The 16890-nt window shown below is 71.0% G+C and carries 17 protein-coding genes; 5 read left to right on the forward strand and 12 right to left on the reverse strand.

Annotated features, from left to right (window positions below; genetic code table 11):
• Window positions 1-8: 8 nt before the first annotated feature.
• Complete coding sequence (locus QE381_RS07125) at window positions 9-368, forward strand: cupin domain-containing protein (protein WP_307216749.1); 360 nt, start codon at window positions 9-11, stop codon at window positions 366-368.
• A complete protein-coding gene (locus tag QE381_RS07130) occupies window positions 365-1459 on the forward strand; it encodes an LLM class flavin-dependent oxidoreductase (protein ID WP_307216751.1) in 1095 nt (364 codons plus the stop codon). The genes QE381_RS07125 and QE381_RS07130 overlap by 4 nt, the downstream gene beginning before the upstream one ends.
• Window positions 1460-1807: 348 nt before the next feature.
• On the opposite strand, the gene QE381_RS07135 is transcribed toward QE381_RS07130, so the two are convergent.
• Together QE381_RS07135 and QE381_RS07140 are read right to left on the reverse strand one after the other, a co-directional pair.
• A complete protein-coding gene (locus QE381_RS07135; RefSeq protein ID WP_307216753.1) occupies window positions 1808-2719 on the reverse strand; it encodes an amidohydrolase family protein in 912 nt (303 codons plus the stop codon).
• A complete protein-coding gene (locus tag QE381_RS07140; protein WP_307216755.1) occupies window positions 2716-3225 on the reverse strand; it encodes a RidA family protein in 510 nt (169 codons plus the stop codon). Before QE381_RS07140 ends, QE381_RS07135 begins: the two co-directional genes overlap by 4 nt.
• A 66-nt stretch (window positions 3226-3291) precedes the next feature.
• Here QE381_RS07140 and QE381_RS07145 point away from each other — a divergent pair, with 66 nt between their 5' ends.
• Window positions 3292-3792 (forward strand): RidA family protein, encoded by a 501-nt coding sequence (locus QE381_RS07145; RefSeq protein ID WP_307216757.1) that lies wholly within the window; start codon window positions 3292-3294, stop codon window positions 3790-3792.
• Window positions 3789-5030, forward strand: coding sequence for an MFS transporter (locus QE381_RS07150; protein WP_307216759.1), 1242 nt, complete (start codon window positions 3789-3791; stop codon window positions 5028-5030). The genes QE381_RS07145 and QE381_RS07150 overlap by 4 nt, the downstream gene beginning before the upstream one ends.
• 31 nt (window positions 5031-5061) lie before the next feature.
• Here QE381_RS07150 and QE381_RS07155 read toward each other — a convergent pair whose 3' ends face one another.
• Complete coding sequence (locus tag QE381_RS07155; protein ID WP_307216761.1) at window positions 5062-5499, reverse strand: hypothetical protein; 438 nt, start codon at window positions 5497-5499, stop codon at window positions 5062-5064.
• Entirely contained in the window at window positions 5496-6266 is a 771-nt protein-coding gene (locus tag QE381_RS07160) for an amidohydrolase family protein (protein ID WP_307216763.1), read from the reverse strand. The genes QE381_RS07155 and QE381_RS07160 overlap by 4 nt, the downstream gene beginning before the upstream one ends.
• 71 nt (window positions 6267-6337) lie before the next feature.
• On the opposite strand from QE381_RS07160, the gene QE381_RS07165 reads away from it, so the two are divergent.
• Window positions 6338-7345 (forward strand): hypothetical protein, encoded by a 1008-nt coding sequence (locus QE381_RS07165; RefSeq protein ID WP_307216765.1) that lies wholly within the window; start codon window positions 6338-6340, stop codon window positions 7343-7345.
• 8 nt (window positions 7346-7353) lie between these two features.
• Here QE381_RS07165 and QE381_RS07170 read toward each other — a convergent pair whose 3' ends face one another.
• From QE381_RS07170 to QE381_RS07205, 8 genes are all read right to left on the reverse strand, one after another.
• On the reverse strand, window positions 7354-8412 hold the full coding sequence (locus tag QE381_RS07170) for an ABC transporter ATP-binding protein (protein ID WP_307216767.1): 1059 nt from the start codon (window positions 8410-8412) through the stop codon (window positions 7354-7356).
• Entirely contained in the window at window positions 8409-9278 is an 870-nt protein-coding gene (locus QE381_RS07175; RefSeq protein ID WP_307216769.1) for an ABC transporter permease, read from the reverse strand. Before QE381_RS07175 ends, QE381_RS07170 begins: the two co-directional genes overlap by 4 nt.
• Window positions 9279-9282: 4 nt before the next feature.
• Entirely contained in the window at window positions 9283-10161 is an 879-nt protein-coding gene (locus QE381_RS07180) for an ABC transporter permease (protein WP_307216771.1), read from the reverse strand.
• Window positions 10162-10307: 146 nt separating this feature from the next.
• On the reverse strand, window positions 10308-11387 hold the full coding sequence (locus tag QE381_RS07185) for an extracellular solute-binding protein (protein WP_307216772.1): 1080 nt from the start codon (window positions 11385-11387) through the stop codon (window positions 10308-10310).
• 99 nt (window positions 11388-11486) lie between these two features.
• Complete coding sequence (locus QE381_RS07190) at window positions 11487-12560, reverse strand: PotD/PotF family extracellular solute-binding protein (RefSeq protein ID WP_307216774.1); 1074 nt, start codon at window positions 12558-12560, stop codon at window positions 11487-11489.
• Between the two features lie 145 nt (window positions 12561-12705).
• Window positions 12706-14148: an amidase gene (locus QE381_RS07195; protein WP_307216776.1), complete on the reverse strand. Its 1443-nt coding sequence runs from the start codon at window positions 14146-14148 to the stop codon at window positions 12706-12708.
• On the reverse strand, window positions 14145-15491 hold the full coding sequence (locus tag QE381_RS07200) for an amidohydrolase (protein WP_307216778.1): 1347 nt from the start codon (window positions 15489-15491) through the stop codon (window positions 14145-14147). Before QE381_RS07200 ends, QE381_RS07195 begins: the two co-directional genes overlap by 4 nt.
• Entirely contained in the window at window positions 15488-16888 is a 1401-nt protein-coding gene (locus QE381_RS07205) for a gamma-glutamyltransferase family protein (protein WP_307216779.1), read from the reverse strand. The genes QE381_RS07200 and QE381_RS07205 overlap by 4 nt, the downstream gene beginning before the upstream one ends.
• Window positions 16889-16890: the final 2 nt, after the last annotated feature.

Raw genomic sequence — 16890 nt, forward strand, 5'->3', positions numbered from 1 at the left:
ATCCAATTATGACTCACGTGATCCGTCCCGCCGACGTGGACGCCGCCGACCTCGAGGCCAAGCCTCTCGCACCGCCGAGCGCCGAGCCCCTCTCCGGCGAGATCATCGTCCGCGGCAAGGTCGAGTTCGCCAACGACGAGCGCACCATCATCTCCGGCATCTGGGAGAGCGACCCCGGCACGTCGCGTTGGGAGTTCCTCACGCGCGGCGAGATCGTCCACATCCTGCAGGGAAGGATGACGGTGCAGCGTGACGGCGAGGATGCGGTGGAGCTCACCGCGGGCAGCGCCGCGTACTTCCCCCTCGGCTGGACCGGCGTCTGGACCGTCGTCGAGCCCGTGCGCAAGCTCTACGTCGTCTACAAGTGAGCGCGGCCGTGACGCGCAACCGGCTGCAGCTGGGCACCTTCGGCACGAACCTCGCCCCCGGGATCACCTTCACCAGCATCCCGGGGGCGCTGACGACGGACTGGTCGCGGGTGACGGACATCGCCGCCCGCGCGGAGGCCATGGGCTTCGAAGCCATCGTCCCGATCTCCCGATGGAAGGGCTACGGCGGCGCGCACAACCCGCACTCGGACGCGTACGACACCCTCACCTGGGCCGCCGCTGTGGGTGCCGTCACCCACAGCGCACGGATCTTCGCGACCGTGTCGATGCCGGTCGTGCACCCCGTGATGGCCGCGAAGCAGATGGCCACGATCGACCATGTCACCGGCGGCCGCGCCGGCATCAACGTGCTGGCCGGCTGGTACCGCCCCGAGATGGAGATGTTCGGCGCCGACCTCCTCGCCCACGACCGCCGCTACGACCTCGCCGACGAGTGGATCGAGATCGTCCAGCGCCTGTGGACCGAGACGGAGGAGTTCGACTTCGAGGGCGAGTTCTTCTCGCTGCGGGGCGCCTTCTCGATGCCGAAGCCCCTCGGGGAGCGGCCCCGGATCATGAACGCCGCGATGTCCGGCCGCGGGCTGGAGTTCGCGCTGCAGAACACCGACACGCTCTACGTGAAGCTCAGCGACGACCGGGAGCAGGCGACCGCCCAGGTCGCGAACGCGAGACGGCAGGCGCGCGAGAGATACGGGCGCGAGCTCGAGGTCTGGACCTTCGGCTATGTCGTGGACGGGCCGACCGAGCAGGACGCACGGGACTTCCTCCACCACTACGCGCAGGAGCACGGGATGCACGACGCGGCGATCAACGCGCTGCGCATCATGGGGGTCGAGGCCGAGGTCGCCGGCGACAACTCCACGGCGGCCCGGCGGTTCAGCTGGGTGGCCGGCGACGGCGGCGTGCCGCTCATCGGGACCGCAGCCCAGGTGGCCGACGGCCTGGAGTGGCTCGCCGACGTCGGCATCGACGGGTGCCTCCTCGGGTGGCCGCTGTGGGAGGACGGCATGGCCAGGTTCGCCGACGACATCCTGCCGCTGCTCATCGCCCGCGGTCTCCGCACGGCCTGACACCCCCGATCATCCGCCCCCGCTAGCCTGCGCATAACTCAGGCAGAACCACCCGCCCCGAGCCAGAACCGGCCCCAGAACCCGAAACTGCCTGAGTTATGCGCACGGCGGCGGAGCAGCAGCGGCGCGGCGGCGACGCCAGAGCAGCGGCGGCGCAGCGGCGACGCCGAGATGGGGACAACGCCGGAGCAGCGGGCGGCGCCCCGGGTCCCACCCCCGCTAGCCTGCGCATAACTCAGGCAGAACCACCCGCCCCGAGCCAGAACCGGCCCCAGAGCCCGAGACCGCCTGAGTTATGCGCGGTGGCGAGCAGCGGCGACGACGCGGGAGCGGCGGGCGCCGCGCGGGTCAGGCGAGGCCGAGGAGACGGGCGGCGTTCTCCCCCAGCAGGAGGTCGCGCTCGGCGTCCGAGAACCCGGGCAGGGCGTGCACGGCCTCCGCCGTCGTCGCGAAGGTGTACCAGGGGAAGTCGGATCCGGTGACCACGCGCTCCACCCCGATCGCCCGCACGAGCTCGGCGACCTCGGCGGCCGACGGGCCCGCGGTCGCGCCGATCCAGATCACGATCTCCGACAGGTCGTACATGAGGTTCGGGAACGCCTCCGCCACCGCGAGCGTGTCCCGCCACGAGCCGCCGCCGAGGTGGGCGAGCACGAGCTTCAGCTCCGGACGCGCGGCTGCCAGCTCCCCGAAGACCGCGGGTGCCGAGAAGCCACGACCGCGGGTGTCGGGGCCGCTGTGGAACACGATGGGGGCGCCCGCCTCGATGCACGCGTCGTAGACCCCCGCGAGCCCCGGGTCGTCGGGGTAGGTACGGATGCCGATCGGATGCAGCTTCAGTCCCCGCGCGCCCCAGTCGCCGAAAGCCTGGCCCAGGTGCTCGCGCGCGTCGTCCGAGGTCATGACCGCCGGGTTGGCGCTCACGAACGGCAGGAGCCGCGCATCCGTCGACGCCAGCTCGCAGACCCAGCGGTTGTAGGCGACGAGGTCGTCGCGGTACTGCGGGTAGACGGGCTCGGCGGGCCAGTGCCGCCGCCCCTCAGGCAGATCCGGGTAGCCAGGGACCTCGTAGCTGCCGAGGACCGTCGCGTAGTCGACGTCGGCCGCCGCGAGCATGTCGAGGGCGTCCTCGCGCGATCCTCCGACGCCCGCGAGAGGGATCTCGGCCATCTCGCCGTACTCGACGATGGGGAAGTTCTCGATCTCGTAGCGTCCGCGCTCCGGGTCGGCGTAGATGTGGACGTGCGTGTCGACCCTCATTCCGCCCCCTCCGGAGCCGGATGACGGGTCTCGACGACCGTCACCATCTCGAACACGTTGTTGCCGGACAGACTCGTGACACCGATGCCGGCGGAGGTCGAACGGCCGATGCGGTCGCCGAAGACCTCGACGAACAGATCGGCGGCGCCGTTGGTGACGAGGTTCACGTCGGTGAAATGCGGTGCGACGCACACGAAGGTCAGCGTGCGGATGAAGGCGGAGACCTCGTCGAGCGAGCCGACGGCGTAACGGATGAGCCCGAGCACATTGATCGCCGCGTACCGTGCCGCCTGGTACCCCTCCTCGAGCGTGACCGTCTCCCCGACGCGTCCGGGGAAGACCTTGTTGCCCTGACGGTCCTCCGGCGTGATGCCGCTGATCGTCAGCGTGCGCCCGAGGTGGTGGAACGCCTTCATCGTCGCGTACCGCTCGCCGTACGGCGGGTCGGAGTAGTCCGGGACGGTCAGTCCCAGCTCCTTGACACGCTGCTCCGCGCTCCGGGTCATCAGATCTCCTCGTCACAATGGATCCATTTCTAATAATATAGGATACAACTCGAGGAAAGGTGCCCGATGACATCCGCAGAAGCACGCGTACGTGAGCTCGGACTCGAGATCCCCGACTACAGCGACCCGCCGTTCGGGATCCGATATGGCCGGATGAAGCCCTTCCACCGCATCGGCGCGCTCGTCGAGCTGGCCGGGCTGACCCCGGAGAACCGCGCGGGCGACCGGCTCCACCCGGGCGTCGTCGGCGTGGACGTCACGGTCGAGGAGGGCTACGCGGCCGCCCGGCTGACCGCCGTGCACACCCTCGGCATGATCCGCTACGCCGTCGGGTCGCTCGACAACGTCGTGAGCCTGTCCCGCGCCCTGTGCTTCGTGGTCTGCCCACCCGGCTTCGAGGACCTGCATCTCGTCTCCAACGGCGCGACCGACCTGCTCCTGGACGTCTTCGGCGACGAGGCCGGAAGCGTCGGACGCGCCTCGATCGGAGCAACGAGCCTCTCGCGCAACAACTGCTTCGAACTGTGGCTCAGCCTGGAGTGCGCACCCGACGCCCCGCGCGCATGAACGGCGAGCGCGACGTCACGCGCACCCTGCCCTTCTGGCTCATCTTCATCGCCTCCGCCCTCGGCGGCATCACCAACTCGGCCAGCACGCCGATCATCCCGGCGTACGTCGAGGACGTGCTCGGCGGCGGCAGCACCCTCGCGGGGTTCGTCATCGCGATCGCCGCGGTCTCGTCGATGGTCGCGCAGCCGGCCGCCGGCGCGCTCGCCGACCGGCAGGGGTACCGGGTGGTCGCGGCGACGGCGGGACTCATCGCGGTCATCGGGATGTCGATCCTCGCGCTCATCCCGACACTGTGGGGCGCGGGTCTCAGCCGCATCCTCTTCGGCCTCGGCAACTCCGCTGCGATGGGTCTCGTCATGACCTGGCTCGTGGCGATCACCCCATCCTCCCAGCGCGGCAAGGCACTCAGCTACTTCGGTCTGAGCGTGTGGATCGGGCTCGCCGTCGGACCGCAGGTCGGCACGGCCGTGGATGCGGTGGGCGGCCCGGTGTGGGTGTTCGCCGTCTGCGCGGCTCTGGAGGTGGCGACCGTCCTGACGATCCTCGCGCTCCCCCGCCCGCGCATGGCACCGCCCTCCGCGACCACCGGCGCGATCGTGCTCCCCCGCGGTGCGGGCCGTCAGGCCCTCTCCGCCCTCCGCTCGGTCTGGAGCGCCGGCATCGTCGCCGCCGCCGCGTGGTCCGGCGAGGGGCTCATGATCGCGTTCCTCATCGTCCACCTCGGGTCGGCCGGCGTGCCGGCGGTCGGCCTCGGCGGCGCGGCGACGGTCTACGCCGTCTTCGCGGTCAGCGTCGTGGGCGCGCGCCTCGTGCTCGCGCGCCTGCCCGACCGCATCGGACCGCTGCGGGCCACCGCGGTGTCGCTGTCGGCTCTCACGGTGGGGCTCACGGTCCTCGCCCTCTCGCAGAGCTTCTGGGCGGCCTCGGCGGGCGCCGTCCTCATCGGCGTCGGGTTCTCGCCGCTCTACCCGTCGCTGACGATGCTCGCCACCCGCGGCCTCACCTCGCAGAACCGGGCGTTCGGGATGGGCCTGTTCTCCAGCTTCACGAGCATCGGCTACGGCGGCGGGGCGCTCCTCGGCGGCGCCGTGATCGCGGTCGCCTCGTCGACCTTCGCCTTCCTCATCGTCGCCGCGCTCCAGCTCGTCGCCCTCGCGGTGCTCGTGGCCTTCACCCGCGACGACAGCCCGCGCGTGCGCGCGGACCGCGACGAGCCGCGCGATCCCGCCGCATGATCCGCGCCGACCGTGGGGACGGACCGCGCCGTCACCAGGTGCGCCGGCGCTTGGCGGGGAGGAGCTCCGCCATCGTGGTGGCGACGATGCGATCGCCCCGGGTGATCCACACCCGGGCGTCGGGCCAGTGGTCGGACAGCATCTCGGCACACACCCCGCACGGCTCGATGACGTGCCAGGTCCCCCCGGGGTGCCGCAGCACGCTGACGGCGGAGACGACGGGCGCGGCCGGCAGGTGCGCCGCGGCGTTGCCCGCAGCCACCCCCTCGGCGCAGACCGCGCTCCGGCGTGCGGAGCCGTCCACGTGGACGCCGGTGACGATCGCGCCGTCGGCGAGCCGGAAGGCCGCGGTCACCTCGTGGCGCCCCTCGCGGTAGACGGCGCCCAGCAGCTCCCGCGCCACGCCCAGGAGCTCGGCGTCGGCGTCGTCCATCTCCGCCGGGCGCGCCAGCGGCGGCCGATCGGTCACGCCCGCTCCGGGATGCGCATGATGCGTGCGTAGTTGCCGCCCTCGACGAGCGCGCGATCGGCGGCGTCCGGGACCGCCTTGGCGATCTTCATGCGCTCCAGGTCGAAGTCGGAGCCCGGCCACTCGGAGCCCATCAGGATCTTCTCCGGCCCGAGCCGGGCATAGGCGCGCTTGACGTCGGCCATCAGGGTCGCGGATGTCTCGAGGTACACGTTCTCGCGACGTTCGGCGACGATGATCGCCTCCGGCACGTTCCACACGGCGCCCATGTGGGCGATGATCGTGGGCACGTCCGGGTGGTCCTTCGCGATCTCCTCGATGGAGAACGGCGCGCAGAAGGCGTCGTCGAGCGCGTTGATGATGACGGCCATGCCGTGCTCGGCGCACGCACGGAAGACGGGGTCGAGCAGGCCGTGATCCGCCACGTGATAGCCGTGCATGCTCGGGTGGAGCTTGAGGCCGCGGATGCCGGCGCCCGCGAGACGCGCGATCTCCTCGAGCGCGTCGTCGGCCTGCGGCATCACCTGGCCGAAGCCGATGAAGCGATCGGGGAACGCGTTCTGCAGGCCGATGATGAAGTCGTTCTCGATGCGTTGCGCGAGCGAGCACACCATCGCCATGTCGACGCCGGCGGCATCCATCCGATCGAGGATGCGCGCCGGGTCGAACGGGACGTAGGCGGGCGGCTCCTGACCGGGCCGCGCGCCGGTGAGGTAGTCCGAGCGGCCCCGGACGTCCTGCGTGGTGTTGTACGCGTCGATGATCATCGCGGCCTCCTCGGTTCGTCAGTTAGGATCCAGTCTATGGTACTTGGGATCCAATTACTGGGGCTGGTCCGATGATCGAGACGGTCCTCGGACCGGTGCCGGCCGCATCCCTCGGCGCCGTCGCGACGAACGAGCACCTCCTCACCGACTCCACCGTCCTGCTGCGCCCGACGCGGGAAGGCGAGATCCTCCACGGCCCGATCCGCCCCGAGATCCTCGGCGATCTCCGGTGGAGCTGGCTCTCGCTCCCGGACAACCTCGCTCTCGACGATCCCGACGACGCGGTCGCGGAGCTCCTCCTCGCCAGAGCGGCGGGGCTCGGGACGGTCGTCGAGGCCACGTCCTGGGGCATGGGCCCCCGACACGCGGAGCTGCCGGAGCTCTCCCGCCGGAGCGGGGTGACGATCGTCGCCGCCTACGGCGGGTACATCGACAAGACGCTCCCGGAGTGGTGGCGGGCGCTCGACGAGTCCCAGCTCGAGACCGCTTTCCGGACGGCCCTCCAGGACGCCGTGCCGGGCACCTCCTTCCGCGCCGGGCTTCTGGGGCTGCTGGGAACCTCCGCGGAGATCACCGGAGCGGAAGGCCGCGCGCTGCGTGCCGCCGGGCGCGCGGCCGCCGAGACCGGGACGGCCGTGAGCATCCGGCTGGATGCGGCCGCCCGCCGGGGCCCCGAGGTCGCCGGGATCCTCACCGCTCAGGGGCTCGCCGCATCCCGCGTCCTGTTCTGCAACATCGACAAGGTGCTCGACCTCGCCTACATCACCGAGATCTCCGACACCGGCGCGGTCGTCGAGTTCGCGTTCGGCAGCGAGCACCACTTCGCGGACCGCGCGCGCGACGCCAACGACGACGACCGCATCGCGGCGCTGTGCGCCCTGCTCGCCGAGCGGCCCGAGGCGCGCGTGACCCTCACCTGCTCGGTGTGGACGAAGGGCCAGCTCACACGGCACGGCGGCATGGGCTACGCCCACGTGCTGCGCCGCATCGTGCCCGCGCTCGAGCGCGCCGGGATCGCGCCGCAGCGGATCCACCGGATGCTCGTGACCGAGCCGGCGCTCCTGCTCGACCGCCCCTGACGCGTCCCTCAGACCGGGATCGGGATGGCGGCCGTGGGCACCGTGTCGATCATGTGCACGCGCTCGGGGTTGCGGCACGCGAGGCGCACCCGGGATCCGACCGCGAGGCCGGTGACGTCGGCGGACGGCGTCAGCGACGCGACGACCTTCCGACCGTGATCGGTCGTTGCCTCGAGGCGGTAGCGGGAGCCCTGGAAGCTGACGAGGCGCACGGCGCCCTCGATCGACCATGCCGGCGTCGTCTCGTCCGGGCGGACGATGCTCATGTCCTCGGGACGGAGCACCGCGGTGCCCTCGACGTGCACGCCCGCCGTGTCGTCGATGAGGCCGCCGTCCGAGACCGGGAGCAGGTTCGCCTCGCCGAGGAAGCTCGCGACGTACGCGTTCACCGGGCGCCGGTACAGATCCTCGGGGCTCGCGACCTGCACCAGGCGCCCCTCGTGCATGATCGCGACGCGGTCCGACATCGTGAGCGCCTCGGTCTGGTCGTGGGTCACGGACACGGTCGTGATCCCCACCTTGCGCTGAATGCGGGTGATCTCGACCTGCATCTGCTCGCGCAGCTGCTTGTCCAGAGCGGCCATGGGCTCGTCGAGCAGCAGGATCCCCGGGTTGGCCGCGAGCGCGCGGGCCAGCGCGACGCGCTGGCGCTGGCCGCCCGACAGCGACGCCGGGTCGCGGTCCGCCATCCCGGGGAGCTGGACGAGGGCCAGCATCTCCTCGGCGACCGCCCGGCGCTCCTTCGCCGGCCGCCGGGCGGCCAGCAACGGGAACGCGACGTTCTCGCCGATCGTGAGGTGCGGGAACAGTGCGTAGGACTGGAACACCACGCCGACGTTGCGCTTCTGCGGCGGCCGCTTCTCGACGTTCACGCCGTCGAAGGTGACGTGCCCGCCGTCCACGCCGAGGAGCCCGGCGATGACGTTCAGGAGCGTCGACTTGCCGGAGCCCGACGCCCCCAGGAGCGTCACGAACTCCCCGGGCCGCACGTCGAGCGAGACGCCCTTGAGCACATGGTTGGCACCGAGCGTGACATGCACGTCGGAGACGGAGAGGGCGATGGTCATTCGGGGACTCCTTCCGTGACGGCCGGAACGGGTCGGGCTCGGCGTCGGGGAACGGTCCGGCGACCGCGCCGCCGGGTGAGCAGGGGAACGAGGGCCAGCACGACGATCGCGAGGAGCGAGACGAGCGTCGAGGCGGCGGTCAGCTCCGGCGAGAACGCCTCGGAGGCGGCACTGAGCATCTTGAGCGGGAGCGTCTGGGTGCCCGGCGGCAGCAGGAACACGGCCAGGACGACCTCGTCGAAGACGACGATGAACGCGAACAGCGCCCCCGAGAGCACGTAGGGCAGGAGGGCGGGCAACTCGATCTTCCAGAGGATGAGCGGCCATCGCGCCCCGAGTGTCCACGCGGCGGGACGCAACGCGGGATCGATCCGGGCGATGCCGCCCGAGACGATCACGAAGACGTAGGGCAGTGCGACGAGCGCGTGCCCGATCACCAGAGTGACCAGGGTCCCGCGCAGGAAGCCGAGCTCGAGGTTCACCCCGTAGAGCCCCACCGCGTAGGCGATCGGCGGCAGCGCGATGGGCACGATGAACAGCGTCCGGATCCAGCGCCCGGCCGCCCGGGAGCGCACGCGGGTCAGGCCGATCGCGCCCGCGACACCGAGGATCGTCGCGATGAGGGTCGCCAGCGCGCTCTCCCAGACCGAGAGCCAGAAGGCACCCATCCAGCGCCGGTCGCCGAGAACCTCGCCGTACCACCGGAGAGAGAAGCCCTCCGGCGGGAAGAGGATGAAGCTCCCCGACGTCCACGAGGTGGCCACGAGGATGAGGAAGGGCACGATCAGCAGAAGGCTCGCGAGGATCGCGATCACGATGACCGGCAGGCGGTAGGGCCCGAGGCTGCGTCCGACGGTGGTGCTCACGCTCTCAGCCCCACTTCTCGCTGACACGGAACAGCCGGTCGGCGATCAGGTAGATCAGGATGGTGGCGCCGACCAGCAGGATGCTCATGGCGGCGCCGAGGTCGGGACGGTTCGCGGTCTTCAGCTGCGAGTTGATGACACCGGAGATCGTCATGTTGGACGGACCTCCCAGCAGCAGCGGCGTCACGTAGAAGCCGAGCGCCATGACGAACACGAGCACGGCGCCGCTGATGATCGACGGCAGCATCTGCGGCCAGGTGACGGTGCGGAAGGTCAGGAGGGGGCCGGCCCCGAACACCGAGGCGGCCTTCAACTGCTCCTGGTCGATCGACTGGAGCGCGCTCATGATCGGCAGGACCGCGAACGGCAGCATGACGGCGATCATCGCCGGGTACATCCCGAAGGTCGTCTGGTAGATCTCCAGCGGCTCGTCCGCGAGGCCGAACAGCCCCAGGAACCAGTAGATGGCGCCTTTGGGGAGCTCCATCAGCATCCAGCCGAACGAACGGACCATGACCGAGGTCCACAGCGACAGCATGAGTGCCGCGAGCAGGACGATCCGGAGCCAGGCGGGCGACGCGACGAGCGCCAGGCCGTAGACGGCACCGAGGATGCTCGTGAGCACCATCGTGACCAGGGCCATGAGCAGCGTCCGGCCGAGCGAGCCGAGGAAGGCCGGCACGGAGAACATGCCGGGATAGGCCGCTCCACCACCTTCGAGCGACTGCATCACGAGCGCGACCATGGGGAGCCCGAGCGCCACGACGAAGAAGAGGAGCGGTGGCCACATGAGCCAGCGCAGCTCCGCACGGGAGACCCCCAGCGTGCGGCGCTGAGCGACCGGGGCCATGCGGGCGCCTGTCGCGATGGTCGAAGAACTCACTTCGTCATGCTCCCGGGTCGACGTTGCACGGGCGTTTCGGTTACCCGTCTATCCATCATGGATCCAATCTAGATTGATATGGATCCTTTGCTGTTGCCGTCGGGTTTCCTTCCCGTTACAGGGTCCCTCTCTGCGGACTCGCCGGATCAGCCCGCGAGCCAGGCGGTGTACGCGTCGAGAAGCTTGTCCTTGTTGTCCGCGCGCCACTGCTCGTCCCAGTGCAGCACCTGGTCGGCGTGCGCAGGGGCGTTGACGAGGTTCTTCTGATCGTCCGCCGAGAGCTCGTCGAACACGGCCGAGTTGACGGGGCCATAGCCGGTGCGCTTGGCGAAGACGGCCTGGTTCTTCGGGTCGTTGATGTACTCCGCCAGAGCCATCGCGGCCTTCGGGTTGTTCGAGGTCTTCGGGATCACGAAGCCGTTCGGCGTGATGAACAGCTGGTTGTACTGCACCGTGACGTCCTGCCCGGCGTTGCGGAGGGCCGTGAACTGACCGGTGACACTCACCGCGATCGAGGCGCTGCCGCTCGTGAGCAGCTGCTGCACCTCCGGGTAGGACTGGTAGAAGACCAGGTCGCCACGGATGCTGTCGAGCTTCTTCGTCGCACGCGCGATGTCGAGCGGGTAGAGGTCCTCGGGCGCCACCCCGTCCGCGAGGAGCGCGATCTCGTACGACGAGTCGTACGAGCCCGGCGCACCCGGCCACGCGCGCTTGCCGGGGAACTTCTGAGTGTCGAAGAAGTCAGCCCAGTTCTGCGGACCGCCGTTGGGGAATGTGGCGGTGAGCCAGCCCTGGCCGATGCCGATGTAGAACCCGGCAGCCATGTAGGGACGCAGCGTGTCCGGGAGCAGGTCGCCCTGCGCGGCGTCGGTGAGCTCCTCGACGTTTCCCGAGTAGTTCAGCACCTCGGCGGCGCCGACCTGGAAGATGTCGTAGTCGCCGGAACCGCCCTCGAGCATTCCGTAGTACACGGAGTCCTCGATGGAGGTGGACACGACGTCGACACCGGTCTTCTCGCCGAAGCCATCGAAGTAGGCGACCTGACGACTCTCGTTCGTCGGCCCTCCGTAGTCGGCCCAGACGACCTGTCCGCTGAGGGCATCGCCGCCGCCCGACGAGGAGCTCTCGGGCGAGGCGGAGCTGCCGCAGCCGGTGGCCAGCGCCGCGACGGCGCCGATGGCCACCGCCGCGATCAGACCCCGGCGGGTGCGCAGGATTGTTGACATGACGTGCTATTCCTCTCGGATGAGGTGGTGCGGGGGTTTCGGGTGGGGTGGTGCGGGAGGAGGTGTCCCGCGGGCCTCGACCCGCGGGACACGGAAGGATCAACCGGCCAGCCAGGCCGTGTACGAGTTCAGCAGCTCTTCGTAGTTCTGGCTGCGCCAGTCCGTGTCCCAGTACAGGATCTGGCTCGCATGCTCCGGCGAGTTGACCAGCGAGGCGGCCACATCCGGGTCGAGCTCGTCGAACACCTTCGAGTTGACCGGCCCGTACCCGGTGCGCTCGGTGAACACCGCCTGGTTCTTCGGATCGTTCATCCAGGACGCGAGAGCATCGACGGCCGCCTTGTTCTGGACACCCGACTGAGCGACGAAGCCCGAGGGGACGGCGAACGCCTGGTTCCACTGCACCGTCACGTCCTGGCCGGCGTTCTTCAGGGCGGTGAACTGCCCCGTCACCGCGACGGCGATCGAGACGCTGCCGCTGGTCAGCAGCTGCTGCACCTCGGGGTAGGCCTGATAGAAGACGAGGTCGCCGCGGATCGTGTCCAGCTTCGCCTCGGCCCGCTTGAGGTCGAGGGGGTAGAGGTCGTCCGGCGCGACGCCGTCGGCCAGCAGCGCGATCTCGTAGGACGCGTCGAACGAGCCCGGGGAACCGGGCCAGGCACGCTTGCCCGGGAACTTCTGGATGTCGAAGAAGTCCGCCCAGCTCTGCGGACCGCCGTGGGGGAAAGTCGCAGTGAGCCACCCCTGGGTCTCACCGAAGACGAAGCCGCCGATGTAGTAGGGCCGCACGTTCTCCGGCAGGAGGTCGCCCTGTGCGTCCGCCGGCACCGTGAGAAGGTTGCCGACATTGGGCAGCACCTCTGCCGCGCTCGCCTGGAAGATGCTGTAGTCGCCCGGGTCGCCCGTGAGCATGCTCGTGTAGACGGCGTCCTCGATCGAGGTGGAGACGACATCGACGCCCGTCTGCTGCGTGAACCCGTCGAAGTAGGCGACCTGACGGCTCTCGTTCGTCGGGCCGCCGTAGTCGGCCCACACGACCTGCCCGCCGAGGACGGTGCTGTCGCCGCTCGACGACGGTTCAGCGCCGCCCGCGCAGCCGGCCGCCAGCGCCGCGACACCGAGGAGCCCGAGCACGGCGAGTCCCGCGCGGCGCAACCGGGGGGAGTGAGACATGACGACCTCTCGCACAGGTTCGGGATATGAAAAAGAAGAATGTGGATCCAATCTAGACATATATGGATCCGTTACGCGTGACAGATCTGTTTCGTCTTTGTAACAGCCGTCAGGGGGCACGGCCGAGCCGCTCATCCGCGCGCGTTCACCACTCCGCAGCGCGGCCGACAACGGTCGGCATCCGGCCGACGAGGCCGAGGGCGTCCTCCACGGCCGCACCGATCGCGAGGAGCCGCCGGTCGCCGCGGGAGGGCCCGACGATCTGCATGCCGACCGGCAGGCCCCCGCCCGTGAATCCGGCCGGGGTCGCGAGCACGGGATGGCCCGTGACGGTGAGCCGGCAAGCGGCGCGCTGCCAGAGGAAGTAGCGGTCGAACCTCGCACCGTCGATCTCGGCCACCCACTCCACCTCGGCGGGCGGCGCGGCGACCGGTGTCGCGGGGTAGATGATCGCATCCACCTGCCGCAGCACCGCCGCGGTGCGCCGGAAGATCTCCGTCCGCGCGGCGAAGCCGTCCATGACGTCGGCCGCGCTGAGGGCGAGGCCTTCCTCGACGTTGCGCAGGTAGTCGGCTCGGAATCCGGTGCGCCCCTCCGCGAGCCGCGGCCGGCCGTCGGCGGCGAAGCCGAACATCTCCACGATCCGCCAGGCCTCGTCCGCCCCGTCGAGATCGGGTTCGATGTCGAGCACGGTCGCACCGGCCGCCTCGAGCCGGCGGCGCGCGTCGGCCAGGACCGCCCGCACCGCGGGGTCGATCGGCAGCCCACCGACGTCGGGGCTCCAGCCGAACCGCAGCCCGGACAGCGGCAGGTCCTCGAGCGCGGCGAGCGCTCCGGGCTCGTCGACCCAGGACAGCGGCCACCGTGGGTCGTGCCCGGCGATGCCCGCCAGCATGAGCGCCGCGTCACGGGAATCGCGCGCCATCGGTCCGGCGACCCCGTGCGGGTCCCAGCCGTTGCCGACCCGACCGCTCGGCACCATGCCCGGCGTGGGACGCAGCCCCACGACGTTGCAGAAGGACGCCGGATAGCGGATGCTGCCACCGCTGTCCGAGCCGTCCGCGATCGGCAGCATTCCCGCTGCCAGCGCGGCTCCCGCGCCGCCACTGGAGCCCCCGGCGTGACGACGCAGATCCCACGGGTTCCGGCAGACGCCGCGCACGGGATTGAAGGTCAAGGTCCCGAGACCGATCTCCGGCGTGTTGGTCTTGCCGATGATGAGCGCGCCGGCGCGGCGCAGGTGCTCGGCCAGCACGCTGTCGCGCGGTGCGGGCGGTGCGTCGGCGTACGCCGCCGACCCCTGGGAGGTCGGCAGCCCCGCGACGTCCATGAGGTCCTTCACCCCGGTCGGGAGACCATGCAGCGCCCCGAGCTCGTCGCCACGGGCGACGGCCGCATCCGCCTCGTCGGCCATCGCCATCGCCACCGGCTCGGGAAGCAGCGAGACGAAGGCGGCGACCTGGGCCTCGACCTCCTCGATGCGGTCGAGATGCGCGCGCATCACCTCAGCGGCGGAGACGTCGCGGGCCGCGACGGCCGAGGCCAGCTCCCGCGCCGTCCAGGTGTACAGGGGGCCGTCGGTGCTCATGACTCTGTCCTCTCGTAGACGGTGCGCCCGCCCACCTCCGTGCGCAGCACCGGGATGCCGAGCAGCTCGTCTATCGGAGCGTTCAGGGGGTCCTCAGCCCACAGCGCCCAATCGGCCAAGGCCCCGGCACGGATCATGCCGCGGTCGTCCTCCGCCATCGCCGCATAGGCGGCCCCGGTCGTATAGGCGGCGAAGCCCTCCGCGACCTCGATCGCCTCGGCGTCCGACAGCGGCTCCTCGGCACCGCGCACCCGGCGCGTGACGGCCTGCCAGATCAGGCGGCGGGGGTCGAACTCGAAGAAGGGCCCGTCGGAGCCGAAGGCGACCGTCGTCCCCGCGTCGAGCCAGCTGCGCACGGGGTTCGAACGCTCGGCGCGGCCTCCGAGCTTCTCGCGCAATGCCGCACCGTTGTGCCAGATGATCGAGGGCTGGAGCGAGGCGATGGCCCCGATCCGCGCCGCCTGCGCGATGACCTCGGCGGAGGGCTCGAGGTAGCCGTGGATGATCTGGAAGCGCCCTGCGCGGACCGCGGCCGCCCCGGCCTTCGCGTACTCGCGGACGACGAGGGCGATCGCCGCGCCGCCGACGGCGTGCGTCCCCACACCCCACCCGTGCGCCGCGCACCAGGCGACCAGCCGCGCATAGTCCTCGTCGGAGATGCGTTGCGCGCCGCGATAGCCGCTCGCATCCCACGGCTCCTCGAGCAGGGCCTGCCCCTTCGTGGCCTCGCCGTCGACGTAGACCTTGATGGGCCCGATGCGCAGCATCTCGTCGCCGAGGCCCGTGGCGGCGCCGAGACCGCCGAGGGTCGCGATGACCGCGTCGACATCGGGCGTGGCCGCGGCACCGATCTCGAGGTACGGCATCGCGAGCGTCCGCATCGTCAGCGCACCGCGTCGGGCGGCCTCCTGGTAGCCGCGCATCTCCTCGGGCGTGGTCGCGGGATCGACGGCACCGGTGAACCCGAGGGAGTGCAGGTGCACCTGGAAGCGCCGCAGCGACGCGACGCGTTCGTCGAGGGTCGGCGGCTCCTCCCCCGCCCAGTCCTCGGCGTGGAAGGTCTCGAGCATGCGGACGGAGATCTCGTCGACCGTCGCGTCCGCAGCGGTGTAGCTCATCGCTTTGAGGCCGCCGCGCTGCATGTGGAGGTGCGCGTCGATGAGGCCGGGAAGCACGACCCCGTCCAGCGTCGTCACCGCGGCGCCGCGCCCGGCAGCCGCCGTGACCTCGGCCCGCGTGCCGACGGCGAGGATGCGGTCGTCGCGCACGGCGAAGGCCTCGGCGCGGGGACGCTCCGGGTCCATCGTCAGGACGGGGGCGACATAGACCGCGGTGCCGCTCACGAGACGACCGCCTGGGCGGGCTGGCGCGGATCGGCCGCGGACTCGAGGAACCCGGTCGGCGCGTTGCGGTAGACGGCCTCGACCGCGGCCGCGTCGCGGGTGTACGCGGGCCAGCAGCGCTCGTCGTGCCCGCGCGCGACGAGGTCCGCGTAGACGTCCTCGTCGAACCGGTCCTCCAGGAACACGTGCGCCGCGAGGCAGTCGAACGGTGCGAACGAGTCGGGGAAGCTCCACGTCGAGAAGCGCGGCGCGTCGACCGCCTCCTGCGGGTCCATCCCGAAGTGGAAGACGTTGAGGAAGACCTGCAGCATGGCCTGCACCTGCATGTCGCCGCCGGGGCATCCGAACGGCATGACGCTCCCGTCGTCGCGGACCGCGATGGCGGGGTCGGGGGTCAGCCGCGGCCGCTTGCCGGGGGCGACGCCGGACGGATGCGCGGGGTCGGGGCGCGACTGCAGCCCCCGCAGCGAGGGCACGATCCCGGTCCCCGGGATGACGGGGGCAGTCGACGCGCCGTCCGACGGGGTCGCGGAGAACGCGTTGCCCCACCGGTCGACGACGAACACGTAGCTCGTGCCGCCCTCGCCGATGCGACGCACCCCGTCGGCGGAGATCGCGTCCGGGAGCGGCCGGCTCCCGCCGATGGGCGACGGCGGCAGTCCGTCGACGGCGCGGGCGGGGTCGATCGCGGCCGCGCGTGCGGCGATGTGCTCCTCGCCGAGCATCCGCTCCAGCGGCACCTCGACGAAGGCCGGGTCGCCGTAGTGGTGCTCGCGATCGGCGAAGGCGCCCTTGAGCGCCTCGGTCACGGTGTGGATGTAGTCGGCGCTGTTGTGGGCCATCCCCTCGATGCCGTGCTTCTCCACGATGGCGAGCGCCTCGGACAGGATCGGGCCCTGGCACCAGGCACCGCACGTGACGATCGTGACGTCGCGCCGGCGCACGCTCACCACCGGTTCGTCGCGGGAACGGAACTCGGCAAGGTCGTCGGCCGCCAGGTAGCCGCCGGACGTGGCCTCCGCATCGATCATGAGACGGATGGCACGGGCGAGGTCGGTCTGCACGAAGCGCTCCCCGACGATCGGCGGGCGCCCGTCCGGCAGGTAGATGGCCTCGTTGGCGGGCCAGCGACGATAGCCCGCCTGACGCTTGGCGATGCCGTCGGCGAGCAGCGGGAAGACCGCGAAACCGTCGGCCGCCAGGCGCATCGCCGCATCCGCAAAGCTCAGGGTGCCGTAGTCCCGGAGCGCCGTGATCCACGCATCCACGGCGTTGCCGCCCGCCTCCAGGATGGCGAACGCGGCCGCGGAGGCGAGGCAGTGACCGCTCGAGACGGAATGACGCGTGCCGTAGAGCGTCGGGCTCGGGGCCGGCCAGACGGCGGGCGTCTCGGACATGG

Source organism: Microbacterium sp. SORGH_AS_0888 (assembly GCF_030818905.1).
GTDB lineage: Bacteria > Actinomycetota > Actinomycetes > Actinomycetales > Microbacteriaceae > Microbacterium.